Annotated in this window: 23 protein-coding genes; 1 reads left to right on the top strand and 22 read right to left on the bottom strand. The window is 35.0% G+C overall.

The window, feature by feature from the left end:
• Positions 1-12: 12 nt before the first annotated feature.
• The 22 genes from araA to ACGLWY_RS12670 all read right to left on the bottom strand — a co-directional run bounded on the left by araA (position 13) and on the right by ACGLWY_RS12670 (position 25,059).
• On the bottom strand, positions 13-1,518 hold the full coding sequence (gene araA, locus ACGLWY_RS12775; protein ID WP_396620058.1) for an L-arabinose isomerase: 1,506 nt from the start codon (positions 1,516-1,518) through the stop codon (positions 13-15).
• 80 nt (positions 1,519-1,598) lie between these two features.
• On the bottom strand, positions 1,599-3,188 hold the full coding sequence (locus tag ACGLWY_RS12770) for a solute:sodium symporter family transporter (RefSeq protein WP_396620057.1): 1,590 nt from the start codon (positions 3,186-3,188) through the stop codon (positions 1,599-1,601).
• Positions 3,189-3,230: 42 nt separating this feature from the next.
• Positions 3,231-3,935 carry an L-ribulose-5-phosphate 4-epimerase gene (locus tag ACGLWY_RS12765; protein ID WP_396620056.1) on the bottom strand — a complete coding sequence of 235 codons (705 nt, stop codon included), beginning with the start codon at positions 3,933-3,935 and terminating at the stop codon, positions 3,231-3,233.
• A 120-nt stretch (positions 3,936-4,055) separates the two neighbouring features.
• A complete protein-coding gene (locus ACGLWY_RS12760; protein WP_396620055.1) occupies positions 4,056-5,732 on the bottom strand; it encodes a ribulokinase in 1,677 nt (558 codons plus the stop codon).
• A gap of 124 nt (positions 5,733-5,856) precedes the next feature.
• Positions 5,857-6,543 carry an NUDIX hydrolase gene (locus ACGLWY_RS12755; protein ID WP_396620054.1) on the bottom strand — a complete coding sequence of 229 codons (687 nt, stop codon included), beginning with the start codon at positions 6,541-6,543 and terminating at the stop codon, positions 5,857-5,859.
• Positions 6,544-6,569: 26 nt separating this feature from the next.
• Positions 6,570-7,226: a fructose-6-phosphate aldolase gene (gene fsa, locus ACGLWY_RS12750; protein WP_396620053.1), complete on the bottom strand. Its 657-nt coding sequence runs from the start codon at positions 7,224-7,226 to the stop codon at positions 6,570-6,572.
• An 11-nt stretch (positions 7,227-7,237) separates the two neighbouring features.
• Positions 7,238-9,286, bottom strand: coding sequence for a transketolase family protein (locus tag ACGLWY_RS12745; protein WP_396620052.1), 2,049 nt, complete (start codon positions 9,284-9,286; stop codon positions 7,238-7,240).
• 405 nt (positions 9,287-9,691) lie between these two features.
• Positions 9,692-10,027, bottom strand: a complete 336-nt coding sequence (locus ACGLWY_RS12740) for an L-rhamnose mutarotase (protein WP_396620051.1) — start codon at positions 10,025-10,027, stop codon at positions 9,692-9,694.
• Positions 10,028-10,033: 6 nt separating this feature from the next.
• Positions 10,034-11,353: an L-fucose:H+ symporter permease gene (gene fucP, locus ACGLWY_RS12735; protein WP_396620050.1), complete on the bottom strand. Its 1,320-nt coding sequence runs from the start codon at positions 11,351-11,353 to the stop codon at positions 10,034-10,036.
• A gap of 37 nt (positions 11,354-11,390) precedes the next feature.
• Complete coding sequence (locus tag ACGLWY_RS12730; protein WP_396620049.1) at positions 11,391-12,182, bottom strand: SDR family oxidoreductase; 792 nt, start codon at positions 12,180-12,182, stop codon at positions 11,391-11,393.
• A 2-nt stretch (positions 12,183-12,184) separates the two neighbouring features.
• Positions 12,185-13,012 carry an amidohydrolase family protein gene (locus ACGLWY_RS12725; protein WP_396620048.1) on the bottom strand — a complete coding sequence of 276 codons (828 nt, stop codon included), beginning with the start codon at positions 13,010-13,012 and terminating at the stop codon, positions 12,185-12,187.
• Positions 13,009-13,869, bottom strand: coding sequence for a fumarylacetoacetate hydrolase family protein (locus ACGLWY_RS12720; RefSeq protein WP_396620047.1), 861 nt, complete (start codon positions 13,867-13,869; stop codon positions 13,009-13,011). Before ACGLWY_RS12720 ends, ACGLWY_RS12725 begins: the two co-directional genes overlap by 4 nt.
• A 42-nt stretch (positions 13,870-13,911) precedes the next feature.
• Complete coding sequence (locus ACGLWY_RS12715) at positions 13,912-14,685, bottom strand: SDR family NAD(P)-dependent oxidoreductase (protein ID WP_396620046.1); 774 nt, start codon at positions 14,683-14,685, stop codon at positions 13,912-13,914.
• A gap of 15 nt (positions 14,686-14,700) precedes the next feature.
• The gene (locus ACGLWY_RS12710) at positions 14,701-15,714 is read right to left on the bottom strand and encodes a zinc-binding alcohol dehydrogenase family protein (protein ID WP_396620045.1); all 1,014 of its coding nucleotides are present in this window, start codon (positions 15,712-15,714) and stop codon (positions 14,701-14,703) included.
• Between the two features lie 48 nt (positions 15,715-15,762).
• Positions 15,763-17,427, bottom strand: a complete 1,665-nt coding sequence (locus ACGLWY_RS12705; protein ID WP_396620044.1) for a UxaA family hydrolase — start codon at positions 17,425-17,427, stop codon at positions 15,763-15,765.
• A 497-nt stretch (positions 17,428-17,924) separates the two neighbouring features.
• Positions 17,925-18,794: an AraC family transcriptional regulator gene (locus ACGLWY_RS12700; protein ID WP_396620043.1), complete on the bottom strand. Its 870-nt coding sequence runs from the start codon at positions 18,792-18,794 to the stop codon at positions 17,925-17,927.
• Between the two features lie 47 nt (positions 18,795-18,841).
• The gene (locus ACGLWY_RS12695; RefSeq protein WP_396620042.1) at positions 18,842-21,271 is read right to left on the bottom strand and encodes a sugar-binding domain-containing protein; all 2,430 of its coding nucleotides are present in this window, start codon (positions 21,269-21,271) and stop codon (positions 18,842-18,844) included.
• Between the two features lie 8 nt (positions 21,272-21,279).
• On the bottom strand, positions 21,280-21,720 hold the full coding sequence (locus ACGLWY_RS12690) for a hypothetical protein (RefSeq protein ID WP_396620041.1): 441 nt from the start codon (positions 21,718-21,720) through the stop codon (positions 21,280-21,282).
• A 34-nt stretch (positions 21,721-21,754) separates the two neighbouring features.
• Positions 21,755-22,045, bottom strand: coding sequence for a hypothetical protein (locus tag ACGLWY_RS12685; RefSeq protein WP_396620040.1), 291 nt, complete (start codon positions 22,043-22,045; stop codon positions 21,755-21,757).
• Positions 21,999-22,229, bottom strand: a complete 231-nt coding sequence (locus tag ACGLWY_RS12680; protein ID WP_396620039.1) for a hypothetical protein — start codon at positions 22,227-22,229, stop codon at positions 21,999-22,001. The genes ACGLWY_RS12685 and ACGLWY_RS12680 overlap by 47 nt, the downstream gene beginning before the upstream one ends.
• Positions 22,230-22,255: 26 nt before the next feature.
• Entirely contained in the window at positions 22,256-23,551 is a 1,296-nt protein-coding gene (locus ACGLWY_RS12675) for a DUF4861 domain-containing protein (protein WP_396620038.1), read from the bottom strand.
• 26 nt (positions 23,552-23,577) lie between these two features.
• Positions 23,578-25,059 carry a glycoside hydrolase family 28 protein gene (locus tag ACGLWY_RS12670; RefSeq protein ID WP_396620037.1) on the bottom strand — a complete coding sequence of 494 codons (1,482 nt, stop codon included), beginning with the start codon at positions 25,057-25,059 and terminating at the stop codon, positions 23,578-23,580.
• 289 nt (positions 25,060-25,348) lie between these two features.
• On the opposite strand from ACGLWY_RS12670, the gene ACGLWY_RS12665 reads away from it, so the two are divergent.
• Positions 25,349-26,395, top strand: a complete 1,047-nt coding sequence (locus ACGLWY_RS12665) for a GntR family transcriptional regulator (protein WP_396620036.1) — start codon at positions 25,349-25,351, stop codon at positions 26,393-26,395.
• Positions 26,396-26,469 lie beyond the last annotated feature (74 nt).

Raw genomic sequence — 26,469 nt, 5'->3', positions numbered from 1 at the left:
TGTTATAATTAACTAAAACCCTTTGTTTAAAACATAAGCTGCATCATTCCAACGAAGCTCTTGTTTAAATCTATATAAATCGGTTTTTTCATCAATTAACAAAAATTCTATATCCATAATTTCCGCAAAATCTTCTAAAGATTCAGTAGAAATATTTTGGCTGTAACAAGTATGGTGTGCACCACCTGCATGAATCCATGCTGCCGCTGCTGTTTGTAAATCTGGTTTTGCATCCCAAAGAACACGTGCAACAGGTAATTTAGGAAGTTCGTCTTTAATTTCGACAGCCTCTACTTTATTCACCAACATTCTAAAACGGTTACCCATATCTACCACCGATGCGTTTAGTGCACTTCCTGCACCACCATTAAACACCAATCTTACGGGGTCTTCTTTACCTCCAATTCCTAAAGGATGGATTTCGCAAGACACATCGCCCTTAGCAATAGTTGGGCAAATTTCTAACATATGAGAACCCAAACAGGTCATATTATCTGGATCGAAATGATACGTATAATCTTCCATAAAACTGTTTCCACCTTCTAAACCGGCGCCCATAACTTTCATGGTACGCACTAAAGCTGATGTTTTCCAGTCGCCTTCTCCACCGAAACCATAACCACTTGCCATTAAACGCTGTGTTGCAATACCTGGCAATTGTTTCATCCCATGTAAATCTTCAAAGGTATCGGTAAATGCTGTATAACCACCATTTTCTAAAAAGGCGCGCATCCCCAACTCTATTTTGGCTGCGTCTTTTAAAGAAGCACGCATGGCTCCATCTGACTTAATTTTGGCAGCCATTACATAGGTATCATCATACTCTTGCACAAGTTTATCAACTTGTGCATCGGTAATTTGGTTAACATAATCAACTAAATCACCAATACCGTAACCATTCACTTCGTATCCAAATTTAATTTGTGCAGACACTTTATTTCCATCGGTCACCGCAACTTGTCGCATATTGTCACCAAAGCGGGCTACTTTCATACGTCTGCTATCGGCTACCGCATTCGCTACACGACACCAATCTGCAACTTTTTTAATAACCTTTTCGTCTTTCCAATGCCCTACTATCACTTTGCGATTTAATCGAAGTCTAGACGCTATAAATCCAAACTCGCGACCACCATGTGCCGATTGATTTAAATTCATAAAATCCATATCGATAGTTCCCCAAGGAATATCTCTATTGAACTGTGTGTGTAAATGCAAAAATGGCTTTTGTAAGGCATTCAAGCCTGCAATCCACATTTTAGCTGGCGAGAATGTATGCATCCACGTAATGATACCGATACAATTATCGTCATTGTTTGCTGCTTTACAAATGGCATGAATTTCTTCTGGCGATTTTACCGTTGGTTTAAAAACCACATTTACGGGTATCACAGAATTTGCTGTATAAGCATCTGCAATTTCTTTAGAATGTTCAGCAACCTGTTTTAATGTTTCAGGGCCGTATAAATGTTGGCTTCCGGTTACAAACCAAACTTCGCCTAATTTTAAATTGATCATTTTTATTTTAAAAAAGTATTATTGATCTCGTTTAAACTTTTCATAATTGGCTAAAAAAGTTTAAACGAGTTCATATTATGTTAAGACAAATAAATATAAAGTCCTATAACCATGGCTACAATAGCAAAACCTACAGGTTTTAAATATTCCCAAGAAGTGATATCGACTTGCTTGGTATATTCTTGGTCATAATCTGTTTCTCTTGGATAAAATTTACTTACAGCATACATGATGATTACAACAAGTGCAAAAAGCATTCCCATTAAATGTAAGAAGTGCGGGAAATAAGTACCCGATTCTATGCACATTGGTCTCACAACATATAATAAAATTAAATACGTAACGGCGCTAAACAAAATAGCAATGTTTGCTGCCTTTCCTGAAACGCGTTTAGAGAAAATACCAACTATTATAATAGCTAAAATAGGCACACTGTGCGTACCGTTTAACTCTTGTAAATAGGTAAAGATACCACCTTGAACACCATATAATAAAGGTGCTATTGCCATAGAGAATATAGCTAAAACAATTCCGAAAGCTTTACCTGCTTTTACGGTTTGTTTTTCAGAGGCGTCTTTGTTGATATACTCTTTATAAAAGTCTAAACCAAATAAGGTTACCGAACTGTTTAAAGCACTGTTAAACGAACTTAAAATAGCACCAAAAAGTACTGCTGCAAAGAACCCGATAAATGCTACCGGCAACACTGCTTTTACAAGCATTGGATAAGCCTCATCGGCATTTGCCAAATCGCCATTGAAAATATAAAACGCAATAATACCTGGTAATACCACTATAAAAGGCCCTAATATTTTAATGAATGCTGCCAATAAAAGGCCTTTTTGACCTTCCTTTAAGTTTTTAGCACCTAAGGCTCTTTGAATAATAGCTTGATTGGTTCCCCAATAATAAAAGTTCACGATAATCATTCCTGTAAAAAGTGTCCAGAACGGCACATCGGAATCTGGTCCTCCAATAATAACAAACTTCTCTGGAAGCGCTTTAGTTAATGTACTTAAGCCTGTAAACATATTACCATCTCCTATATACATCAAACCAAAAATCGGTATTAAAGAACCACCTACAATCAGCCCCACAGCATTTATGGAATCGGATACAGCTACCGCCTTTAACCCTCCAAAAATGGCATAAATACTACCTATTATACCAATAGACCAAACAGTAATCCAAAGTGTTGTTTCAGGACCTGTCCCTAACATTTCGGGAATATCGAACATGGTATTTATTGCTAATGCTCCAGAATACAATACGGTTGGCAACATAGATATGGCATACCCTAATAAGAACAATAATGAAACAATGGTTTTTGTTGTTTTACCGTAGCGGTTTTCCAGAAATTGAGGAATCGTTGCAATACCACTTTTAAGATATTTAGGCAACAATATAAACGCCGTAAACACCATAGCAATAGCAGCAACAACTTCATAAGCCATAATTGGCAGACCGTCTCTAAACGATACACCATTCATTCCTACAATTTGCTCGGTAGATAGGTTGGTTAATAATAAAGACCCCGCGATAACCGGTCCTGTAAGACTTCTTCCTCCCAAGAAATAACCATCAGACGAATTCTCATCAGTTTTTCGTGTAGACCACCATGCGATAACAGCAACCAGTAAAGTAAAAGCAGCAAAAGATAAAATACCCATATTAATTTAATTTAGTTAATTATTTAGTTTACAATTATTTATTTAACAACCTTGTCCGTAATAAGCATCTTTGCCATGTTTACGGTCATAATGTTTCTTTTTTAATGCATCTTTTAAAATAGCTGCATTCGGATTAATTTGCAAGGTTAAATAGGCCATTCTAGCAACTTCTTCACAAACAGCACTATTATAAACAGCCTTTGCAACGGTTGAACCCCAAGTAAATGGTGCATGGTTACCAACAAGAATCATACCTACTTCATTATAATCCAATCCACGTTCCTTGATGCAATCAATAATTTGATATCCCGTCATATGCTCATAATCGCCTGCAATATAATCATCTTTCATTGGTGGTGCACAAGGAATATTAGAAATTAAATGATCGGCGTGCGTAGTGCCAAAAATTGGGATATCCTTTATGGCCTGTGCCCAAGCAGTACCATAAGTTGAATGTGTATGTACAACACCGCCAATTTTTTCCCATTCTTTGTATAAAACGGCATGTGTTTTTGTGTCGGATGATGGACGCATGCTGCCTTCAACTATTTTAGCGTCAAAATCGCAAATCACCATATCTTCTGGTTTCAAATCAACATAAGGCACACCACTTGGTTTTATAGCAAATACGCCTTTACTTCTATCTACGGCGCTTGCATTTCCAAATGTAAACAGTACCAATCCCAGCTCTGGAAGCTGCATATTGGCTTCGTAAACTTCTTCTTTTAATGATTTATATGTGCTCATGGTTGATGGTTTTTGGTTTTTAGTTGATGGTTGTTGGTGAAATTTGTCTCTTTTCTATTCTCTATTTTCTATTTCCTTACTTCTCTTTCAACTCAAAACTTTTAGCTTTTAACTTTTAACTTACTTACTCATAATATGATTTTCCATAGCCGTACATAACTCACTATAGTTATTATAAACTTCTTTATAAGCTTCGGCATTTTCTTTTATTGGCTCATAAACTTTTTCAAAAGGACTTGCCATAGCATCCATTGCCGATTCGGTATCTTGATGAATTCCTGCAGCTACAGCTCCAAAAATAGAGGCTCCTAAAGCACATGCTTGTTCAGATTTGGCGACTTTAATTGGTGCGTTTAAAACATCAGCCATAATTTGCATGACCAACGATGATTTTTTTGCAATGCCTCCTAAAGCGATAACACCTTTTACGGGAATGCCTTCACTAATAAATCTATCAGCAATTTTTTTAGCTCCGAAACATGATGCTTCAACTAATGCCCTAAATACTTTAGGCGACGTGCTTCCTAAATTGATTCCAGAAATCACCCCTTTTAAATTTTGATTGGCGTCGGGCGTTCTTCTACCATTCATCCAATCCAAGGCTAATTCACCTGAAGCACCGATTGGTTCTTTAGCTGCTGCTTCACTTAGTTTTGGTAAGATGTTCGCTATGGATTCTTCAAGAAGTTTCGTTTTAACATCCTCATTAATTAAATTTGAATTTCCAATAAGTTCTATAATTGGCCATGAAATTAAGCGTTCATACCACGCATAAATATCGCCAAAAGCCGATTGTCCAGCTTCTAAGCCTAACATATTGGGAATTACCGACCCATCTACTTGCCCACAAATACCTTTTACTAAATGTTCGTTTTCTTGTAATGGTGTTACCAAAATATCACAGGTTGAAGTTCCCATAACTTTGGTTAAAAAGTAAGGCTCTATATTTACACCAACTGCACCCATGTGACAATCGAAAGCACCTACTGCCACTACAACCGAAGTTGACAAACCTAAGCGTTCAGCCCATTCTTGAGATAATGTCCCTGCTGATACATCTGATGTATGAGTTTCTTTATACAATCTTTCTGTTAATCCATCCAAAACAGGATCTAAAGCCACAAAAAAATCGTTAGGAGGTAACCCGCCAAACGATTCGTGCCATAAGGCTTTATGACCCGCAGCACATCGGCTACGCTTCATTTGATTAACGTCATTTCCACCTGTTAATAGAAATGGCACCCAATCACAATGTTCAACCCATGAATACGCATTATCTAAAACACTTTTATCTACTCTTGAAACATGAAGGATTTTTGACCAAAACCATTCTGAAGAATAAATACCACCTTCATATTGGGAATAATCGATGTCCCATTTCTTACATAAGGCATTTATCTCATCGGCTTCTTTTATCCCTGTATGATCTTTCCAAAGTACAAACATCGCATTTGGATTTTCTTCAAAACCTTTTAACAACGCCAATGGTGTTCCTGTTTTATCTACTGCTACTGGTGTAGAGCCTGTTGTGTCGACACCAATACCTACAATATTTTTCACAACATCATCACTTACTTGGGATACTACTGATTTAATAGTATTCTCAATACCTTCAACATAATCTAAAGGATGTTGTCTGAATTTATTTTTTGAAGGTTCGCAATATTGACCTTGTTTCCAACGGGCATAATAATGAACAGCCGTGGCCATTTCTTCTCCCGTTGCCGTATTTACTATTAATGCCCTAACAGAATCGGAACCAAAATCCATTCCTATCGTGTATCTTTCATTACTCATAATTTCAATCTAAATATGCAGTTATTGGGTACTATATGAAATTTGCCATGCAATATAGTATTAAATTTTTCAAGTGTTATAAAAACACTTATGATTTTATACAAAAAAATAATCTTTAAGGGTTTTAAAGATTAAAATTTCGTTCTGTTTGGTACAGAGCTTCGTCGAATGTATAAAAATAAGCCCCTTTTCTAGATTCGGACATATCTTTTTCATTCAATCGAACCAAATAATTCATTTGCGACACTTTGCGTCTAAAATTTCGTTTATCGAGCGTTTCGTTTAAAATACCTTCGTAAAGCATTTGTAACTGGGGCAGTGTAAACTTAGTTGGCAACAAATTAAAAGCTATCGGAAAATTTCTAACGCGACGCCTTAATCTTCTTATGGCAGATTCAACCATCTCTTTATGATCGAAAATCAATTCAGGCAACTCTTCAATAGGAAACCACTTCGCATTATATTGACTAATCTGTTCTTCGTTATACTCCGATTTTAAAATCATGGCACTATACGTAATAGAAACCACATGTCCAGAAGAATCTCTGCCTGCTTTACCAAAAGCTTTTACTTGTTCCATATAAATATCTTCTAAACCAGACAGTTTATATAGAACTCTATTGGCGGCTTTGTCTAAATCTTCATTTTCTCCAACAAAACCGCCAATTAGAGACCATTTGCCCTTTTCGGGCTCAAAACCTCTATGAATTAATAACAATTCTAATTTATTATCATTAAATCCGAAAATAATACAATCAACAGCTAATTTTATCTGTTGTAATTCTCGGTATTCTTTATTATAAACAGTCATATTATTAACTCAATAAATAAGTACTGTTATTTATTTCCTTTTTGGTAATCTAATAAAAATTGAGCCAAGCCACTATCAGTTAAAGGGTGCTTTAACAAGCCTTTAATAGCAGATAATGGTCCCGTCATGACATCTGAACCTAATTTAGCACAATCTATAACGTGCATTGTGTGACGTACTGAAGCTGCTAAAATCTGGGTTTCGAAACCGTAGTTATCATAAATAAGTCTAATTTCAGAGATTAAGTTCAAACCATCTGTAGAAATATCGTCTAATCTTCCAATGAATGGTGACACATACGTAGCACCTGCTTTAGCTGCCAATAAAGCTTGACCTGCTGAAAACACTAAGGTTACGTTGGTTCTAATCCCTTTGTCCGAAAAATATTTACATGCTTTAATACCATCAGCAATTAATGGTAATTTAACCACAATTTGAGGATGTAAAGCTGCTAAAGCTTCACCTTCTTTTACCATGCCTTCAAAATCGGTTGAAATCACTTCGGCACTTACATCACCTTCTACTAAATCACATATTTTTTTGTAGTGTGCTAAAATGTTAGCTTCACCTGTAATACCTTCTTTTGCCATCAATGATGGGTTTGTAGTAACCCCATCTAAAACACCTAATGCTTGTGCTTCGGCTATATCGTTTAAATTTGCTGTATCAATAAAAAATTTCATATCGTTTCGTTTTATATTGTTTTTAATACTGTTTTTAAATACTCTAATACTTGTTTGCTTACTTTTTCGCCTGTAAAGCCGAATTTATCATCCAATACATTTGCTGGTGCCGAATACCCGAAGTGGTCTAATCCGAAAACTTTTCCGTTATCGCCTACAAGTCCTTCTAAGTTTACTGGCAATCCTGCAGTTAAACCAAATAATGGTTTGTTTTTAGGAATCACAGTATTTTGATAGTCTTTAGATTGAAGTTTGAACAAGCCTTCTGAAATTATTGAAGCGATGTTTACTTTCAATCCGTTTTCAGCTTCTAAAATTTCAGCAGCGGCCACTAATGTTGCCACTTCCGATCCGTTAGCGATTAAAACCACATCTGGATTTTCAACTTCTTTCACTAAATACCCACCTTTTTCAGCAGCCAAAGCTTCTTTATATCTTGAAACTCCTATTGCTGGAATGTCTTTAATATTTTGTCTTGACAAAATCAATCCCGTTGGTGTGCTTTTATTTTCCAAAGCCATTTTCCATGCGACACTTGTCTCGGCAGAATCGGCAGGACGCAAGGCTAAGAAACTTGGTTTACCACTATGGTTTTTAAGTTTTTCCAATAAACGAATTTGAGCTTCTTGTTCTATGGGTTGGTGTGTTGGACCATCTTCTCCAACACGGAATGCGTCGTGTGTCCACACATATTTAACTGGCAATTCTTGAATACCACTTAAACGAATGGCTGGTTTCATATAATCTGAAAATACAAAAAATGTAGCTACTACAGGAATAATCCCTCCGTGTAATGCTAAACCATTTGCTATACATGCCATGGTTAATTCGGCAACACCAGCTTGTAAAAAGGCACCGCTAAAATCACCTTTCTTAAGAGCGTGTGTTTTCTTTAAGAAACCATCAGTTTTATCGCTGTTAGATAAATCGGCAGAAGACACAATCATGTTTTCCACTTTTCCAGCTAAATATCCCAACACCCCCGATGAAGCAGCTCTAGAAGCTAACCCTGCTTTGTGTTCAATAGATTCAAAATCTAATTCCGGTAATTCACCAGATAGGAAAAAATCTAATTTCTCAGCAAGTGCTTTGTTAGAAGCTCTCCATGCTGAAATTTCAGCTTTCTTTTCGGTAGCTTTTGCTGTTTTTTCTTTTAAAATATTTTTATAGAATGCTTGAACATCCTCAAAAATATCAAATGGGCTTTCTGGATTTGCCCCTAAGTTTAATAAGGTTTTTGTATAATCTGCTCCTGTATGACCAATGGGTTGACCGTGTAACTCACAATGTCCTTCAAACATACTACCATCAGCTGCAACGGCACCTTTGCCCATGATGGTTTTACCAATTATTAAGGTTGGTTTTTCGGTTTCATTATTAGCATCGGTCAACGCTTTTCTAATTTCATCGTGGTTATGTCCATCTATAGTAACCACTTTCCAACCCCATGCTTCGTACTTCATGGCAGTATCTTCGGTAGTTACTTCATCTGTAGCTGTTGATAATTGAATATCGTTTGAATCAAAGAACATAATAAAATTGCTCAATCCTAAATGACCTGCAATTCTACCAGCACCTTGGGAAACTTCTTCTTGTACGCCGCCATCCGAAATAAAACCATATATTTTATGATTCATCCAATCTCCAAATCTGGCTTGTAAAAACTTAGCCCCTATCGCAGCACCAATACCCATAGTATGTCCTTGTCCTAATGGCCCTGACGTATTTTCGATACCTCTTTTAACATCTACTTCTGGATGTCCAGGCGTAATTGAACCCCATTGTCTAAAATTAGCAACATCATTTTTTTCATAATTCCCTAAAAGATAATACTGTGCGTACATTAATGTAGACAAATGACCTGCATCCATAAAAAAGCGGTCTCTAAAAGGCCACTCCATATCTGTAGGGTCAAAATTAAAGAACTCGGAGTATAAGATGTGCATAAAATCTGCACCGCCCATAGGGCCTCCTGGGTGTCCTGAATTCGCTTTCTCTACCATCGCTACAGCTAATGCTCTAATATTATCTGCTGCTTGTTGATCTAATTTTTTGTTCATTTTAATTGTGGTTAATTTTAATAGCCTGTAACTTAGCTTTAATTATTCAATGTCTGCTTATACCTTTTAAGTTTTGAAATGACCGTAATAAAACACTCTTTTCCCTTTCTACTTCAAAATAAAATGCAACCGTAACCATTAGGCTATGCTAGAATTTTCTTTTAGTATAAAGAAAAAAACATTCTTTTATTACAGTAATTTAAAAACTTAAATGGTATTAAAATCGATGTGCAAAATTAAAACATTTTATCTAAACCGTATTACCTAATACACAGATATATTATATTAAATCCATGAGATACATTTATTTGCAAATATATAATAATTATTTAATAAGTGTTTTGCAAACACTTATTTTTTAACGCAATATTTTAATGGAAAAATATAAATCGTATTTTGAATTTTTTAAAGTTTAAAGATTTCTTCTAAAAGAAGCCACTTCTCCCCTTCATTAGCCATGGGTAATTTTTGCTGAAATTTCCACATTAAGGTTTCCCATTCTTGTACTTTTGGGTTATTGGCATCCAATTCAGCTTTAGCTTCAAAAGAAAATGAAGCATTTACCTCTATTATCATAAACAATCTATTCCCTAGATTATAAATTTCCATATTTTCAATACCAGAATCCTTTATGCTTTTTAGCACTTCTGGCCATACATTTTTATGAAGCTCTTTGTATGTTTCTATTAACTTAGGGTCATCTTTTAAATCACAAGTAAGACAGTATTTTCTATTATTCATAATTGGTTAGCTATTATATTTAGAATACACTTTTTTTCCATAGACTCCAATAACAATAAAACAAATAAGGGTTATTACGAAAGAAAAACGCATTTCAGTTAATCCAAAATAGCTAACATCTTCGTAACCGGCTCCCCCTAAATCCAGTACAGAACCCTGTAATGGTGTTAACAAAGCACCTCCCACAATCGCCATGACCAAAAAAGCTGCACCAAATTTTGCATCTTGTCCTTGCCCTTCTAAAGCAATACCATAAATAGTTGGAAACATAATAGACATAAACACCGAGGTAGCTATTAAGGAATAAATACCAAAAAAGCCAGGTAAAACCATAGCACCTATTGTTGTAAGGGATGCTCCTATAGCAAAATACATTAACAATTTACCCGAATCGATATTTTTCATTAACGCCGTACCAATCATTCTTCCTGTTAAAAACACTATATAGCCAGCTAAACCAAACCAAACTGCCGATTTGCTGTCAATGCCTAAAGTTTCAGCGTATTGATATACATAGGTCCAACACATAATTTGCGCCCCCACATAAAAAATTTGTGCAACAACACCGAATGCAAATTTTGGTTGACTCCATAACCTTTTAACGGAATCAATAAAATTAACCTTAGCTTCTTGGTCTTTATTTTGTGGCATTTTCAACAAACTAATCATGAGAAAAAACACCAAAACAACAAAACCTAAAATAACATAAGGGTTTCGTATCACCTCTAAATCTGAAGTTTTAATAACGGCTTTGGCTGTCTCTGATAAGGTATCAAAAATAGGTTGTCCATCTGCTGTGGTATCATCAGACTTTAAGGCATTCAACACAAAGTTTTGGGCAATTAACAAACCGCCTATAGATCCCATAGGATTGAACATTTGTGCAAAATTTAATCGCCTTGTTGCTGTTTCTTCAGCACCCATTGATAAAATATATGGATTTGCTGTAGTCTCTAAAAAGGCCAAACCAAAGGTTAAAATATAATACGATGCTAAAAAGAACCCATAACTTTCATATTGGGCAGCAGGAAAGAACAATAAAGCACCTATGGCGTAAAGTGCTAAGCCTATCAACACCCCTTTTTTATATGAATATTTATTCACAAATAAAGCTGCCGGAATAGCCATACATCCATAGCCCCCATAAAAAGCTAACTGCACATAGGAAGCTTCAACGTTTGAAAGTTCCAATACTTTTTGAAACGCTCTAACCATTGGATTGGTTATATCATTAGCAAATCCCCAAAGGGCAAATAACGAGGTGATTAAAATAAAGGGTAAAAGAACCGATTTGGCTACTACTGGAATTTTTGTGGTGTTATTCATTTTTGGTTTAGTTGATTGATTTAAAATTTAATTTGGATTATTCAGTCAATAGTGATCGGTCCAGATGCACGTAACCGCCATCAACAATGATGTACTGTCCCGTCGTATGCGACGACCTGTCTGAAATAGTAAATAAACAGGCGTCGGCAATTTCTTCGGGTGTTGTCATTCTATTTTCTAACGGGATTTTCTTGACAATGGCCTTTAATTTTTCTTCGCCATTATCCAAGGTTTTAATCCAATTATCGTAAGCAGGCGTCCAGCTTTCTGAAATTATCAAGGCGTTAACACGGATTTTGTCCTTAATCAAATCGACCGCCCATTCCCTGGTCAAGCCCAATACCCCTCCTTTTGAAGCAGCGTACCCAGAAGTACCACCTTGCCCTGTCATGCCCACTTTAGAACCTATGTTCAATATGTTTCCTTTTGACTTTTTAATATAGGGTAGACAATATTTCGTCATGGCAAAAAAACTGACCAAGTTGAGTTTTAAAGACCACATAAAATCGTCAATGGACGCATCAAAACCCACACCATCGTTTACGCCAACATTATTAATCAAAGCGTCTATTCGACCATATTTTTCAGCAATTGCTTTTACGGCAGCTTCAATTTGATCTGGTTGCGTTAAATCGGTTTTCACAAAAAGCGCATCAATACCTCTTTCCTGTAATTCCTTTTCATAACCGTAACCACGATCGTTACGGCAAACAATAACGGGAATGGCGCCTTCGTTTGCCAAGCTCTGCACTATGGTTTCACCAATACTGCCCTTTATACCTGCAGCTCCTGTTACTACTACTACTTTGTCTTTTAAATGTAAATCCATATCTATAGATTATAAAATTTTATCGCATTGTTCCCCATGATATTATTTTGCTCGTGGGTGCTTAATTTTGAAATAAAATTAGTTGTTAATTCCTTTACTTTTGAATAGTTACCAGCTACCAAACAAACAGGCCAATCGGAACCGTACAACAATCTATCTGTACCAAAGACATCCAAAACCAAGCCCATATAAGGTTGGATTTGTTCAGCGGTCCAACTTTTGTAATCGGCCTCGGTAATTATACCCGAAAGTTTGCAATATACATGCTCCTGCTTTGCAATTTCCTGCATTAAAGTTGCCCATCCATCAAAAAAACCATCTTTGATATAGGGTTTTGCGATGTGATCGATAACGAACCTTTGATTTGGAAATTTTTTCACAAACTCTAAGGTCGCCCCTAATTGATGCGGAAAAATCAGAATATCATAAGTGTAATGATACTTTTCCAATAATGAGATTCCTCTTAAAAAATTAGAGCGCAGCAAAAAGTTATGATCAGGCTCCCCTTGTACCACATGCCGAAATCCTTTTAGTTTTTCTTTTCCTGTGTATACTTCCAATTTAGCTTCGATATCATTAGCTCTTAAATCTACCCAGCCAACAACACCTTTAATAAAATCGTTTTCTGCAGCTAAACTTAAAAGAAAATTGGTTTCCGCAGGTGTTTGATCCGCTTCAACAGCTACACAGCCGTCAATACCATTTTCTTTATAAACCTGTTTTAAATCGGAAGGCATAAAATCTTTCCGAATAGCGGTCATAGCGTCGTCAATCCACGCGTGCTTTACGGGTTCGTATTTCCAAAAATGTTGATGACTGTCTATGATCATTTTCCTGAATAAGCTACTACACTTTGTTTTGAAACTCCTAAACCTTCAATACCTAATTCCATAACATCGCCCGGTTTTAAATATAATGGTGGAGTTAGCCCCAGACCAACCCCAAATGGTGTTCCTGTTGAAATAACATCGCCCGGAAGCAGTGTCATAAACTGACTGATGTAACTAATAGATTCTTCAATATTAAATATAAAATCTGAAGTCGAGCTGTTCTGCATCATGTTGCCATTTAGCTTTAGCCAAAGGTTTAGGTTATTTGGATTTTCAATTTCTTCTTTTGTTGCTAAAAATGGGCCAAGAGGCGCAAATGTATCGCAGCCTTTTCCTTTACACCACTGGCCTTCCTTTTCAATTTGGAACGCACGTTCGCTAACATCGTTATGCAACACATATCCAGCAATATAGTCCATCACTTCTTCTTTGGAAATATACGATGCTTTTTTTCCAATGACCACGGCAAGTTCTACTTCCCAATCGGTTTTTTCACTTCCTTTTGGAATAACTACATCGTCATTAGGCCCTACAATAGCTGTGGTAGATTTAAAAAATAATACGGGTTCGTTTGGTATTTTCATGCCTGCCTCGGCAGCGTGTTTTGCATAATTTAGACCAATACAAACCAATTTGGAAGGACGGCAAATAGGGGAACCTAATCTAGTAGCTTCTGAAACTGGGGCACATGCCGATTCGTTTTCCTTTAACCATTCGTTCAGTCGTTCGATACCATTAGTTTCAAAAAACTGTTCGGTATAATCTTCTCCAAAGCTTGATACATCTATTCTGTTTCCGTTTGGTAATTGCACGCCTGGTTTTTCTTTACCTACTTCTCCAAATCTTATTAATTTCATGTTTTACTGTTTATTCGTTTATTTGTTGAACCGTTCAACCGTTTAACCATTTAGTTTTATAAAGCCGCCATCTATAGGGAAATCGGTTCCTGTGATAAAAGAGGCTTCATCGGAGCATAAATACAATGCCAAATCCGCTACTTCCTGTGGGAGTCCCATGCGCCCAATAGGCTGTGTCTTGGAAAGTTTTTCGAACATTTCCTCTTCTTTTCCTGGGTAATTGTTCTTTAAAAACCCATCTACAAAAGGCGTGTGAATTCTAGCGGGCGACATACAGTTACATCGAATGCCGTAGGCTAAATAATCTTTTGCTACCGAATAGGTCATGGTAAGCGCTGCGCCTTTAGACATGGAATAGGCAAACCTATCGGAAAGCCCCACGGACGATGCTATGGACGCCATGTTTAAAATAACACCGCCATTTTTTTTCATGTGCGGAATCGCTGCAAAAATACAATTGTAAACCCCTTTTACGTTCACGCTGTAAACACGATCCAAATCGGCTTCCGGGGTATTTTCCACATTACCAATATGGGCAATACCTGCATTGTTTATTAAAATACTAATAGTGCTTTTTTCCGAAATAGCGTTTATGACCTCTACAACTTCTTGCTGGTTTGCCACATTACATTGATGCACATCTGCCGAACCCCCATTAGCTTCAATCTCGTTTTTGGTGATGTTGGCGTTATCTACATGTAATTCTAAAATATGGATATGTGCGCCTTGCTCTGCCAAAGTTTTAGATATCGCTTTACCTATTCCACTACCACCACCGGTAATTATCGCTGTTTTGTTTTTAAGACTGAACTTCATTTTTTTTACTTTTTACTATATAGAAAAATTAACCATCGCTTTTATGACTTTGGTTTTTGGATCTAACCACGAATCGAAATTTTCAATCATTTCGGTAAAATTCACTTGGTGCGTTACAAAAGCCTTGGTTGGAAATTTATCAAGGTTTTGAATTACAAAATCGAAATCTTCCAATGTTGCATTTCTACTACACATTATGGTAGATTCCTTAGCATGAATAGCTGGATGGCTAAATACCAATTCACCTTTAGACAAGCCAACTAAAACATAACGACCACCATGTGACATGTAAGTTATGCCACCTTCTAACGCACGTTTATTACCCGTACAATCAAAAACCGCCGTTGCCATATCGCCTTGGGTTATTTTAGAAACTTCTTCAACAGCTGTTTCAGAAACTTTTACCACATGTTTTAAACCTATTTCGTTTTTAACAAACTCTAATCTAGCTTCGTCAACATCCAAAGCAATAACCTCAGCACCTTTAATTTGGGCTAATTTCATTAAACCAATACCAATGGGTCCGCAACCAACAACTACAATCGTTTCGCCTTTAAGCACGTTTGCTCTTCTAATGGCATGTGCTCCAATTGCTAAAGGTTCTACAATGGCCATTTCTTCATAAGACAAATTGTTTGCAAGAATTAACAAATCGGTTCTTACAGCAAACTGCTCCTGCATACCACCATCGGCATGAACACCTAAAACCCGAATGTTGCTGCAACAGTTTGTTTTGCCTTGTCGGCAAGCCAAACACGTACCGCAACTTACGTAAGGCATTATAATAACCTTGTCGCCTACTTTTAGATTTTGAGGATTTTCGCCTATTTCAAGAACTTCGGCTGCCAATTCGTGTCCCAAAATTCTAGGGTAAGTAAAAAACGCTTGATTGCCAGAATAGGCGTGTAAATCGGTACCACAAATACCAACTCTGTGTATTTTTATTAGGGCTTGGTTATTTTCTCTAATTGGAATTTCCTTTTCCTTTAAAGTAAATTTATTTGGTTCTTCGCAAACTATATATTTCATTTTACTTATGATTCTTTTACTAATTAATCAAAAATACATTATTAAAAATTACAATGACATACCTCGCTTCCAAGGAATAAAGTCATTTTGTTCTAAACTTCTCGCTTTAGTAGGTTTTCCGCTAGCCACTTCTATCAAATAATTTAATAAAACTTCTCCTGTTTCTTCAATTGTAGTCTCTCCATCAATAATTCCACCTGTATTAAAATCGATAACATCATTCATTCTTCGATACAGTTTTGTATTTGAAGACACTTTTATGACTGGGGTAATTGGGTTTCCTGTTGGCGTACCCAAACCTGTCGTAAATAAAATGACATTTGCTCCCGACCCTGCTAAACCGGTAGTTGATTCTACATCATTACCTGGTGTACATAATAAATTAAGACCTGGTTTCATTACCTGCTCTGTATAATCCAAAACATCTTCAACAGGAGATGTTCCTCCTTTCTTAGCAGCTCCAGCCGATTTAATCGCATCGGTAATTAAGCCATCTTTAATATTTCCGGGCGACGGGTTTGCCGAAAAGCCAGAACCCAACAAGGCTGCCTTATTATTATATGATGTCATAATTCTTGAAAATTTATCTGCATTTTCTTTAGACTGACATCGGTTTATTAATTCTTGCTCAACACCATTTAGTTCTGGAAACTCAGACAGTATGGTAGCACCTCCTAAACTAACTATAATATCTGAAACATAACCTAAAACTGGATTAGCAGAAATTCCGGAAAAGCCATCCGATCCACCACACTCTAAACCAATAACTAACTTATCCAGTTTTGCTGGTTCTCTTTTTGTTTTATTTGCTTCAATCAATCCTACAAATGTCTTTTTTACAGCTTCAGCCAATAATTCCTTTTCAGAATTAAGCGCTTGCTGCTCTAAATAATAAATTGGTTTTTCTATACCTGGGGCTATGTTTTCTAATGCCTTTTTCAAAATATCTATCTGGGCATGCTGACAACCTAAACTTAATATTGTTGCTCCTGCAACATTAGGATTATTAATGTAACCTGCCAATAAATTACATAAAGTAACGGCATCAGATGTTGATCCTCCACAGCCTCCATCATGAGTTAAAAACCGAATACCATCCACATTTGGAAATAATTGATTTTTATAATTTTCTTCAGCTTCAATTAAGATATTTTTTGCTAAAAGCGCTTCTACCGAAGCTCCAGACTTATAGTCTTCAATTAAGGTATCCACATTTAAATGTAAATGTTGTTTCTTACCAAAACCTAACTTATCCAATAAAGCTTTTTTTAAAACTTCTACATTTCTGTTTTGGCAAAATACCAAAGGAATAATCAACCAATTATTTTCTGTTCCTACCGATCCGTCTGCTCTGTGGTAACCTAAAAATGTTTTTTCTTTAAATTTAGTCACATCTAAAGGATGCCATATTTTCTTTTCTTGAACATTTTTAGAACTATACTGTTCGGTATCATGTTCAATATTAGATATGCTTATTAGTCCTCCTCTAGGAATGTCTTTTTTTACTTTTCCGACTAAAACGCCATACATATAGATCGCATCTTCCTTTTTTAAATCTTGAGTTGCAAATTTATGTTTTGCAGGGATATCTTCTGGAAAAACATATAATTGATTTTCAAATAACACACTTGTACCTTGCTTTAAATCTTCTAAAGCAACTAGTATATTATCTTTGGTATCTATTCTTAATATTTTCTGTTTATTTTCAGCCATATCCACTAGGTTGTAACTGACAATATTATAAATTTTAAACAGTAAAATCTTCCTAAAACACAACTTAATATGATACTATTTTTGCCCAAAGCAATAAAAAAAGTTTAACAAAGCAAGAAAGATACTTAATATTATAAAAACCTTTTAAACTAAACCCGTTGGGTGTAATTGCTTTATCAAGATTAATTTTTTGAATATCCGTTTAATATCATAAATGTGTAGCTTATTTATAAACCATCATCGAAACCGTTTTTAAGTGTTTCATTTTTAGACCTCACAGGTTTTGAAAACCTGTGAGGTCTTAACTGCTCAATATTTTATTACTAAAAGTGGATAATCAGTTAATTTTTATATAAATTGTCACATTGAGCTTGTCGAAATGTATCTTCTAGTGTCTTCGACAGGCTCAGACTGACACTTGAGTATTAAATTGACTTTAAATTATAATCAAAATTCGTTATAAATTAAATTTTCTTAATTTCACCCAACGGATTAAATTAATTATTCTTTAAATGTGTTTTAATATAGCTAGATGGACTACATTTTTTAATAATTTTAAACTGTCTGTTAAAGTTTGAAACATTATTAAACCCAACTTCATAACAAATTTCCGATATATTAACTTTTTGCTCTAACAACAACCTACATGCATAACCAATACGAATCTCGGAAAGATAACGCGAATATGTTTTTCCATTGACTCTTTTAAACAAGCGGCTAAATGCTGTGGCATTCATATTTGCTATTTTAGCTACCTCTACCAAAGTAATATTTTCTTTAAAATGTTTAAATATATAGGCATAAACTTTATCGAGGGTTTTATTCTTTGTAATCTGAAATGATTTGATATACCCTAGACTTGCCAATGATTTATAATTTTTGCACAAGGAAAGCTTATTCAAAATTCTTAAAAAAGAAATCGTTTTTTCAAATCCCTTTAGCTCAAGTAAGATTTGTATTTCCTCGATTTGCTTTTGAGTTACATTTAGAAATTTAATTCCAAAACGAGCCTTATTAAAAAACTCTGAAAGATGCATCATTTCAGGTGCATCAAAAAAATGAGTTCCTAAAAAGTCCTTTTTAAAATGAATGGCAATTGATTTAGCTTTAAGTATTGATTCTTTGGCAAAATAGGACTCGTCATTTAACCACATATGAGGTGTGTCCTTACCTACTAAAAACACATCTCCTTTTTCAAATTTTTCAACACCATCACCCACAAAACAGGTCCCTTCACTTTTTAAAATAGCTACAAGTTCTAATTCTGGGTGATAATGCCATATTTTCAAAAAATTAGCGCCTTCATTTACTCTAATAGTAAACGAAGTATCTCTAGGTGTACTTCTATCTATTAAGTGAAGTTTCATTTATTATTACCCCTTAAACTTATTTAGCTTAACTATTGACCTTTCTCTTAATCTACATTTATTTGAATTTCACCAGCCCGTAATCCGTTGGCACTCGTAGCTTTTAATGTTATATTCTCGGATTTACCGTTAGATTGAATAATAACCAAACATTTACCGTTAAACGCTTTTATTTCTTTGGCTTTAAATGAAGATAAATTAGCTTGATAGCCATTATCTACGCCAACAATTTTACCACCTCCTTCAACTTCAAAATGAATTAAGCTATCTGCCTTTGGAACAAAATGTCCTTCAGAATCTAAAATATTTACGGTTATATATACTAAATCGTAGTGGTCACTTTTAACTTGTTCTTTGTCAGGAATCAGTTCAATTTTAGAAGCTTCACCTGCTGTGTGGATCTCTTTTTCCAAAACCACTTCCCCATTTTTTCTAGAAACAGCTTTTAAGATTCCTGGTTGAAAATTAACCTGCCAACACAGGTGTAAATCGTCATCTTGTTTTGATTTAGCACCCAATGATTCACCGTTTAAAAACAGTTCTACCTCATCGGCATTATTATAATATACCCAAATGTCTACCTCTTGACCTTCTTCCCAATTCCAATGTGGAAACAGATGTAAAACGGGTTTATTTGTCCACTCGCTTTGGTACATATAGTACACATCTTTTGGGAAGCCTGCTAAATCAACAATACCGAAATACGAACTTCGTGCTGGGTATGGATACGGAATAGGTTCACCTAAATAATCGAAGCCCGTCCAAACAAATAACCCAGCAATAAAATCTAATTTCTTAATAGTTTTCCATGTCTCTTCATGAGTAGACCCCCAATAGGCAGATACTTGATCGAAAGCAGAAACCGTAAAATCGTCATTCCCATCAAACGGCATATTATGTGCTGGCGGCCATCTTTGTATACTATCGGAAGGCATACTGTAATGCCCTCTGGTTGCTAACGCCGACATGCTTTCGGAAGCAAGTATTTTTTCACCTTTAAATCTTATAGGGAAATCTTGATAAGTTTCATGTTTATAATTAAAGCCTAATAAATCGAGTGCTCCTGATTTGTATATAAAGTTTTTATTTGGCTCATTTTCGGTTAAGGCACAGGTTACCGGTCGTGTAGCATCTAAACTTTTAACAATATCAACCAGTTCTTTGGTGATTGTAATGCCCGTTTTATCAAATTGTTCTCGAATTTCATTACCAATACTCCACATCATTACCGATGGATGGTTTCTATCGCGTTTTATTAAATCTTCTAAATCCTTTTTATGCCATTTATCCCAATCCATGCTATAATCGAACTTCACTTTTTTCTTTTTCCAAACATCAAAAGCTTCATCTTGAACTATAAAACCCATTTGGTCGCATAATTCCAATAATTCTAAAGACGGTGGATTATGCGCTGTGCGTATGGCATTAACCCCCATATCTTTTAGAATATTCAACTTTCTTTCAATAGCGTATTTGTTGGCAACAGCTCCCAAAGCACCATTATCATGATGCAAACAAACACCTAAAATTTTTGTTGGTACGCCATTAAGCGAAAAGCCTTTTTCAGCATCAAAATTAAAATAGCGAATACCAAGAGGTGTGCTATAATTGTCTACCAATTCAGAATCTTCATAAATTCTGGTTACAATGCGGTACATATACGGGTCTTCCAAACTCCAAAGTTTCGGATTTAAAACTTCTATATCAGATACTTTAACTAATGATTTATTTGGATAAAGTTTTTCTAAGGTTGTTGTTTTTCCTACCTCTCTATCATTGGCATCATAAACCTTCGTTTCCAATTTAAACTTTTTAATTAATCTTGAATCGTTTTGGATAGTCACTTCATAATTAACCAACGCTTTTTCTTCTGTAATTTTTGGGGTTGTAATATAAGTCCCCCAATGGGCAACATGTAATTCTTCGGCAGCAACCAATCGTACGTTTCTGTATATACCTGAACCTGTGTACCATCTGGAATTTGGTTGTAACGAATTATCTACTTTAACAGCAATAACATTGGTTTGCTCACCAAAATTTAAATAATCCGTTAAATTGTAAGCAAACGATATATATCCGTTGGGGTGCTTCCCTAAATAATGTCCGTTAATCCAAACTTCACTGTTTCTGTAGACGCCATCAAATTCGATAGAAACCGATTTGTTTACCCATGCTTCAGGAATGGTAAATGTTTTTCGATACCATCCTATTCCTGCTGGTAAAGCGCCTCCTTCGGGTTTGGTTGGATGTTCCTCACTAAACTCGCCTTCAATACTCCAATCGTGAGGTAAATTTAGTTTTCTCCAATCGGAGCCTTGAAATTCCAACTTTGTAGCTTCAGGATGGTTTCCTAATTTAAAACTCCAATCGAAATTAAAATCTTCAACAATTCGAATATCTTTTTCTTCGAAACTGCAGGCAACAAGTAAGCAAAATACCGTACTTAATAAGGCAAAACGTTTTAATAACTCTGTCATTTTTATGTTTATTGAAATTCAAATGATTCTAATCGCAATCCTTTCATGTTATCCGATTCAATTTGAATTTTATAAGTCCCCACATTGATATAGCCTCCCGAAGTGGTGTTTAAAATTTTCCACTTTTCATCGGCAACTGGAAACTCAATATCATCATTTCTAAGTAAAATACCATTAGCATCTTCAATTTTGAGTTTTACTTTTACTGGGTAATCATTCATATTCATAAATCGGTAACGCAGCAAATAAATATTTGCCACACCAGGATTTACTGTAAAAGTAATACTGTTTTTGGAATTTTCGGTAAACTCTATATAATCACTTTTCTTAAAAAATGCTTTTTCTACGCCAGTCCCAGTAATTTTAGCGTCTTCGGCTTCTAATTTTAAAATAGTCCGGGTATCTTGTCTTTCCATAGAATAGGTTGGAACCACCACTATAGAATACATAGTGTCTTTATTTTGATTTCCAAAAAAGCACTTTTTATCCTTTTTTTACTTCCTTTCGAAACACATAGAATGATATGCCTTTTGAATTTTGGGCAGTATCGGCTATTTTTTCATAATCCTCTAACCATGATGCTAATTGGTAAGCTTCACCATGAAGCAATGTATAAGCATGGGCATTCTCTTTGGATATAAACGAGCCAGAAACATTTGTTTTAAGTGCATTTGGAAAACGTAAATAATCGTCACAACCACTATTAACTCGATATACATAGTTAAAATTAGCTTCTGATTTTAGAATATCTTTTGAATCCGATACTAATCTCATCAAAATTTGATGCTTTTGGCAAGTTGTTTAGAACAATGTAATCTTTAGCAACTGTTTTGCCATTTACATAGCCAATGGTATATAACACATTATAATTCCGGTTTTCTTTTTCCGCAAAAGTGACAGAAACATCAGGAATATCCAATAAAAAAAATAGACCAGTAGGTTTTATAAAATGCTTCAATAAATTCATTTAATGCCTTAACCGGTTTAGTTTACTATTTCAATTTTTATTTCTGCAGATAATTGATTCGTTAATTGTTTTAAATACCTTTCAAAATAAGCTTTATCTATAAAATTAGCGTCACTAAGCTCCCAACAACCAACAGCATAATAACTTATTGGTTCGTTGTCAGTAATTTTAAGCTTCGCTAAAAAGGTGTTGGTCAAGTTTCCTGTCTTTGGTGCTTCGGTGTAACCCATATAGCTATCTTTTGGAAGGATTAATGCCATACCAAGCCACCAACCTTTGTCATAAGTTTGTTTGTCGTGAGTGTATAGCACAATAAACTGTTCGTTCACATCAATAACAGATAATGGGTTGTCGTTATGAATGTTTACTAAGCCTACTGCTAAATTTTCATCACCTTGAAGTCCTGAAACCACCACCGTATTTTTATAGCCATACATCCCAGGCCAAATGGTTGTTTTTTCTTCAACAGCATAAGTTCTATCATTGTTTGGTTTCCAGTTTTCATAATGATAAGTTAAAACCGATTTTACAGCACCTTCGGCTTCTATTTTAAATGTGGTTTTTTCAATATTATTAATAGAATCGTTAACTGTAACGCCCAAACGCATTAACTCACTATTGGTGATTAATGCATATCCACCTAATCCCACCGAATTCCCAACAGCTAAAACATCGCGTCCCCAAGGTTCCATCACATGGTAATTGTCTTCTACTTCTCCTTTTGAGTTTATACCAACTGTTTCGGGAGATATGTCACTTATTTTTTTACCAAAAAGATCTTTGGCATTTCTGCCGTCTAAATAATGCCTAAAGCCTACTTTATCGTTTTCCCACGAAGGCCCATCGGTTTGATAGCGTTGATAGCCCAAACTTTTTGGCAATTCATTCGAAGTCAAAACCTCCTCAGTTGCTGGTTTTACAGGGCTATCAATAGCTGAGCGTTTTCCAAAACGGACGCTAGTTCTAACCTCATAATTAGGTTGTGCACTAACCCATTTTAGTTGCATTGTTTTCTTTTCATCTGAAGAAAAATTAGCAACAAAAAATAGCTCGTCCCAATGACCATCACCATCAGTATCATTCAATTGAGATGGAATGGTATCTGTTCCCGAAATTAGTAAAGGATATATATCATTACTATCTGTAATTTTGAGTTGGTTTCTTTTTATTGAAACAGCTTTATCTGTTAACTTTATATCAGAACTGTTTGTTAATACTATAGTTGTTTGCTCTTGTTTTTCCGTTTTGCATGATGCTAAGAATCCCGCAACAATTATTATGGCTAAGCTTCTATTTATTAGTTTTGTTATCATTTTTACTTTAATGTGTTGACCAATTATTATTCTGATTGATGTATCGATTCTGGAAAATCAATTCCAGTTGTGTTCTCTAAAGATACTTTAGAACCATCTTTTGCAGATATTTTTACATTATTAAGTTTCCAATGGGCACTATAACTTATTTGTCCTGCTTTTTCTGCTTCAATACACACATTATTTAATGTAATATTGCTAATTATGGAATGCTCTATTCCGCTAACATTGATAGCAGTTTCAGCGCCTTTTATATGAATATTGTTAAGGCTGATATTTCTAAATGTTGGAATTCCTTTTGATTCCGGTTCCACCTTTTGAAGCATTTTTTTCCAATGTTCTGGAATGGAATCTTTATTAAATTCTTCGGGTAGTTTTGAGTAACTGTAATTAGGATTCCAGTTCATCCCTACTTGCATAAAAGTACCCACCTTTTCCATGGTAATGTTTTCCATATAAATATCTTCAACCGTACCTCCTCTATTGGTTGCCGATTTAATATTCAATCCGTTTTTAGTGCCTAAACCTTGAATGTTGGACACATAAACATGACGAATACTTCCCGATGTTTCACTTCCCAAAGTAAACAGCCCTGCACCTTGCCTTGCTATACAGTCTTTTATCACCACATATTCGGTTGGTTTGTTAACCCGTTGCCCGTCCCAATCCCTGCCTGCTTTCAAGCAAAAATTATCGTCGTTACAATCTATGTCACAATTTTGCACCAGAATCCATTTGGACGAATCGATATCTATGCCATCGGTACTTGGTCCGTGGCCGCCAATATTATTCTTGATTTTTAAACCATCAACTGTGATATATTCTGAATACAGTATTTGAACCGTCCAGAAACCAGCACGTTGTACATTTAAATCTTTAACAAAAACATTTTTTGAATTGGAAACCAAAATAGTTCGTGGGCGTTTGGCATCATAATCTACTATCCAACGTAAGCCTCTGGGCTCGTAATCATTTCTTCTTAAATCCCAATAATAATCCCAAAACACTTTACCTTGTCCATCAATAATACCTTCTCCTTCAATAATCACATTTTTTTGGTCAATAATATTTATTAAGGCTGCAGGCCATACCATTTCAATACCTGCTACACGGGTATCAATTTCTTTATAGTCTTTAATGTTTTCACTTCCTTTAATCTTTACATCTTTTGGCACTAAAAATTTAATCCCCTCTTTTATAAAAACAGAACCCGTTAGATAGTCTCCTGGTTTAAACGTCACTATACCGCCACCATTTTTTGCACAGGCATCAATGGTTTTTTGAATGGCCCCTGTATTTAATGTTTCACCATCGTTAATGGCCCCAAAATCGTTTGCGAAATAGGTTTTATTGCTAACACTAAATGTGTTTGCTCCTACCTTATCTACCCAATCTGGCTTAAACGCATTATTTGATGTTGTTTTATTTTCATCGGTCGTCACATATTGTTTGCACGACAGCATTGAAAAAACGATTATTAGAACAGAAAACCATTTGACTCTTTTCATCTGTTTATTTTTATTGGTTTTTAATTGTCATATGCAACACCCTTAACAATCATCCTCGTGTGTGTGAATGCAATTCTCATGAGTGTTTCATATATAAATTTATGATAATAAAAGGTAAATTTATGATAATGAAAAAAAGAACGTATCCTGTACATACATGAGGTTTTACAAGTAAGAACTTAGCAACTATCTAAAAATATTGATTGGAATACTGTTTACGGTAACAATTTTATGTTAATTTTGCTAAGTTCACTTTTTAAATACACAATCAACAAAACGGTCTCGGTTTATGTCCCAATTAATAGATATAAAAATTAATGAATCTTCTCGTGTTCCAAAGTACAAGCAAATTGTAGATTCAATAATTAACGATATTTCAAAGGGAAAATTAAAAATTGGAGAAAAAATACCTTCTATAAATGAGTTAAGCGAATCTTGTTACCTTTCTAGAGATACTGTTGAAAAAGCATACAAACAACTTAAAGAGCAAAAAGTCATTATTTCTGTTAAAGGAAAAGGGTATTACACTGCTAAAACCGATTTGATTTCTAAAATTCAAATCTTCTTTATGATAAATAAGCTTAGTTCTTATAAAATGATGATTTATAATTCGTTTGTTAACAGCATAGGTATAAATGGCCATGTAACCCTATCTGTTTATCACTGCGAAGAATCCCTTTTTGCCAGAACTTTAGAAAAAAGTCTTGGAGCTTATGATTATTACGTGATTATGCCCCATTTCAAAACAGATGATTTGAATCATACAAGTATTACCAATATGGCAAAAGATATGATCGAAAAAGTCCCGAAAGATAAATTAATAATTATAGATAACAACAACCTAGAAATTAAGGGAAATTATGGTGCGGTATATCAAGATTTTCAAGAAGATATTTATGATGCTCTAAAAAAAGGCTTAAAAAAGCTTAAAAAATATGACAAATTAGTTTTAGTATACCCTCTAAAATCTGTTTATCCTTATCCACTTAGAATTGTTCATGGTTTTAGAAAATTTTGTTCAAAATACAACTTCGATTTTGAAATTTTAAACGAAATTTATGATGATATGGATTTAGATAGCAAGGATACCTATATCATTATAGAAGAAAACGATTTGGTTAATTTAGTAAGACAGGTACGTGCCAAAAACCTAAAACTAGGAAAAGACATAGGCATTATCTCTTATAATGACACACCTTTAAAAGACCTTTTAGGTATAAATGTAGTAAGTACCCATTTCAAAGCGATGGGAGAAACGGCTGCCTATTTGGTTTTAAATAATAAAAAGGAAAAAGTTAAAAATGTTTTTGAATATATAAAACGTAACTCTGTTTAACTTTTAAGTACATTTTTTTATTAAATTTCTAAAGATTCGTCATGGTACATCATAGTACAGGATGGATCTTCTTT

The organism is Mariniflexile sp. HMF6888 (assembly GCF_044335535.1).
Lineage (GTDB): Bacteria > Bacteroidota > Bacteroidia > Flavobacteriales > Flavobacteriaceae > Mariniflexile.
Note: the sequence above shows the minus strand (reverse complement) of the source record. Positions and strands in the feature narration are given on the sequence as shown.

Excerpts from the sequence above, each read along its gene's own strand:
- fucP (WP_396620050.1), bottom strand. The coding sequence starts at position 11,353 with ATGAATAACACCACAAAAATTCCAGTAGTAGCCAAATCGGTTCTTTTA.
- ACGLWY_RS12705 (WP_396620044.1), bottom strand. The coding sequence starts at position 17,427 with ATGGCTGAAAATAAACAGAAAATATTAAGAATAGATACCAAAGATAAT.
- ACGLWY_RS12665 (WP_396620036.1), top strand. The coding sequence starts at position 25,349 with ATGTCCCAATTAATAGATATAAAAATTAATGAATCTTCTCGTGTTCCA.
- ACGLWY_RS12760 (WP_396620055.1), bottom strand. The coding sequence starts at position 5,732 with ATGAGTAATGAAAGATACACGATAGGAATGGATTTTGGTTCCGATTCT.
- ACGLWY_RS12765 (WP_396620056.1), bottom strand. The coding sequence starts at position 3,935 with ATGAGCACATATAAATCATTAAAAGAAGAAGTTTACGAAGCCAATATG.
- ACGLWY_RS12715 (WP_396620046.1), bottom strand. The coding sequence starts at position 14,685 with ATGAAGTTCAGTCTTAAAAACAAAACAGCGATAATTACCGGTGGTGGT.
- ACGLWY_RS12700 (WP_396620043.1), bottom strand. The coding sequence starts at position 18,794 with ATGAAACTTCACTTAATAGATAGAAGTACACCTAGAGATACTTCGTTT.
- ACGLWY_RS12675 (WP_396620038.1), bottom strand. The coding sequence starts at position 23,551 with ATGATAACAAAACTAATAAATAGAAGCTTAGCCATAATAATTGTTGCG.
- ACGLWY_RS12745 (WP_396620052.1), bottom strand. The coding sequence starts at position 9,286 with ATGAACAAAAAATTAGATCAACAAGCAGCAGATAATATTAGAGCATTA.
- ACGLWY_RS12725 (WP_396620048.1), bottom strand. The coding sequence starts at position 13,012 with ATGATCATAGACAGTCATCAACATTTTTGGAAATACGAACCCGTAAAG.
- araA (WP_396620058.1), bottom strand. The coding sequence starts at position 1,518 with ATGATCAATTTAAAATTAGGCGAAGTTTGGTTTGTAACCGGAAGCCAA.
- ACGLWY_RS12690 (WP_396620041.1), bottom strand. The coding sequence starts at position 21,720 with ATGTATTCTATAGTGGTGGTTCCAACCTATTCTATGGAAAGACAAGAT.
- ACGLWY_RS12770 (WP_396620057.1), bottom strand. The coding sequence starts at position 3,188 with ATGGGTATTTTATCTTTTGCTGCTTTTACTTTACTGGTTGCTGTTATC.
- ACGLWY_RS12755 (WP_396620054.1), bottom strand. The coding sequence starts at position 6,543 with ATGACTGTTTATAATAAAGAATACCGAGAATTACAACAGATAAAATTA.
- ACGLWY_RS12710 (WP_396620045.1), bottom strand. The coding sequence starts at position 15,714 with ATGAAATATATAGTTTGCGAAGAACCAAATAAATTTACTTTAAAGGAA.
- ACGLWY_RS12685 (WP_396620040.1), bottom strand. The coding sequence starts at position 22,045 with ATGAGATTAGTATCGGATTCAAAAGATATTCTAAAATCAGAAGCTAAT.
- ACGLWY_RS12670 (WP_396620037.1), bottom strand. The coding sequence starts at position 25,059 with ATGAAAAGAGTCAAATGGTTTTCTGTTCTAATAATCGTTTTTTCAATG.
- ACGLWY_RS12730 (WP_396620049.1), bottom strand. The coding sequence starts at position 12,182 with ATGGATTTACATTTAAAAGACAAAGTAGTAGTAGTAACAGGAGCTGCA.
- ACGLWY_RS12720 (WP_396620047.1), bottom strand. The coding sequence starts at position 13,869 with ATGAAATTAATAAGATTTGGAGAAGTAGGTAAAGAAAAACCAGGCGTG.
- ACGLWY_RS12695 (WP_396620042.1), bottom strand. The coding sequence starts at position 21,271 with ATGACAGAGTTATTAAAACGTTTTGCCTTATTAAGTACGGTATTTTGC.
- fsa (WP_396620053.1), bottom strand. The coding sequence starts at position 7,226 with ATGAAATTTTTTATTGATACAGCAAATTTAAACGATATAGCCGAAGCA.
- ACGLWY_RS12740 (WP_396620051.1), bottom strand. The coding sequence starts at position 10,027 with ATGAATAATAGAAAATACTGTCTTACTTGTGATTTAAAAGATGACCCT.